Origin of the sequence: Spirillospora sp. NPDC049652 (assembly GCF_040675125.1) — a bacterium.
GTDB lineage: Bacteria > Actinomycetota > Actinomycetes > Streptosporangiales > Streptosporangiaceae > Spirillospora.
Window position 1 is genome coordinate 1 of the sequence record NZ_JBFAOF010001240.1, and the last position, 1,792, is coordinate 1,792.

Annotated in this window: 2 protein-coding genes and 1 pseudogene; all 3 read left to right on the forward strand. The window is 73.9% G+C overall.

The window, feature by feature from the left end:
* A pseudogene (locus AB0J52_RS38970) lies at window positions 1-242 on the forward strand (hypothetical protein); the annotation flags it as partial.
* 84 nt (window positions 243-326) lie between these two features.
* The gene (locus AB0J52_RS38975; RefSeq protein WP_500188090.1) at window positions 327-983 is read left to right on the forward strand and encodes an HAD family hydrolase; all 657 of its coding nucleotides are present in this window, start codon (window positions 327-329) and stop codon (window positions 981-983) included.
* 174 nt (window positions 984-1,157) lie between these two features.
* A partial coding sequence (locus AB0J52_RS38980) for a pentapeptide repeat-containing protein (RefSeq protein WP_500188092.1) occupies window positions 1,158-1,792 on the forward strand: 635 nt, incomplete at its 3' end.

Here is a 1,792-nt window from a genome sequence, read left to right on the forward strand (position 1 = left end):
AGCCGCTGGCGCTCAACCCCACCGGCGGTAACGTCTACGAGCGGCTGCGCTGGCGCAAGGAGATCCTGTACTGGATCGGCGGCGCCGTGATCATGAATGTGCTGTGGGCCGCCAAGTCGCTCAGCGCCGGGCGCCCGGAGGACTACTGGCCCGCCTGGCCGCTCGGCATCTGGGGGGCGATCCTGCTCTCCTACGTCTTCTGGCCGTCCCGCGAGGCCAAGCGCCGCCGCGAGGGCCGGTAGACGCCGCCCGGGCCCGGCGGGGCTCCGGGGACGAGACCGTGCGGGCCGCTCGTGGTCGCGGGAAGGTGCGACAATGATCGATTTGTGGGAATCCTGCACATCTTCGACATGGACGGCACGCTGCTGACCGGCTCGACGGCCAGTCTGCAGATCGCCCGCCACACCGGGACCGAGGCCGAGCTGCTCGCCCTGGAGGCGCGTTTCGCGGCCGGCGCCATCGACACCAAGACGTTCTCGACCGCGCTCTACGGGATCTGGCGGGACCGGCTCACCCCCGACACGGTCGCCGCCGCCTACGACGCCAGTCCGTGGCTGCGGGGCATCGCCGAGGTCTGCGAGGACATCCGCGCCCGCGGCGAGCACTCCCTGGTGATCACGATGTCGCCGGACTTCTTCGCCCGGCACCTGCTGCGGCTGGGGTTCGACGAGGTCGCCGCGTCCCGGTTCCCGCCGCTACCGCTGGCGGGTCCGCCCGCGCCCGGCGACATCCTCACCCCGGCCGACAAGGTCGCGATCACCGACCGCGTCCGGGAGCGGCACGGGGTGGCCCGGGAGCGGTGCATCGCCTACGGCGACTCGATGTCGGACGCGCCGCTGTTCCGGCATCTGAGCCACACGGTCGCGGTCAACGCCGACCACCACCTGGCCGATCTGGCGGCCCTGGACTACCGCGGGGACGACCTCGCCCACGCCTACCGCCTCGGCCGCACCCTCCTCACCCCCGTCGAGCAGGCACAATGAACAGGCGGCCCGCCGCACCCTGACCCGCGCGTCCCGTGAACCCCGCCGGCCCCGCAGCCCGCGGCCGCACGGCCAGGCGGGGTTCACGGTGCCGGGTCCGCCTGTCCGCCTCATCCGTCTCATCCGTCCCGCCGGGGCCTCCGCTCCCCGGCCTTCCTGCCAGAACGGCCCGCCGTGACCGCGACACCCCGCACCCAGCCCGACGATCTGCGCGCCGACTGCGCGAGCTGCTTCGGGCTGTGCTGCGTCACCCTGCCCTTCACGCGCTCCAGCGACTTCGCGCTCACCAAACCGGCCGGACGGCCCTGCGTGAACCTGGCCGCCGACCACCGCTGCTCCATCCACTCCCGCCTCAAGCAGAGCGGTTTCACCGGCTGCACCGTCTACGAGTGCCTGGGCGCGGGGCAGAAGCTGTCGCAGCACACCTTCGGCGGACGCGACTGGCGGACCCATCCCGACCTGGTCCCGCTCATGACCGCCGCCTACCCGCGGATGCGGCACCTGCACGAACTGCTGTGGCACCTGCACCACGCCGCGGCGCTGCCGCCCGCCGCGCCCGTGCGGGCGCGCATCGCCGACACGATCGCCACGCTGGACGCCCTCAGCCACCAGGACGCGGACGCGCTCCTGGCCGCCGACCTGCCCGCCCTGCACGCGGCCGCCGCCGACCTGCTGCGCACCGCCAGCGACCTCACCCGCCGGCACCACAACCCGCGGCCGCGCGACCACCACCACGGCGACCTGTCCGGCCGCAAGCTCCGCCGCGCCGACCTGCGCGCGGCGGACCTGCGCGGAGCCCTGCTCATCGG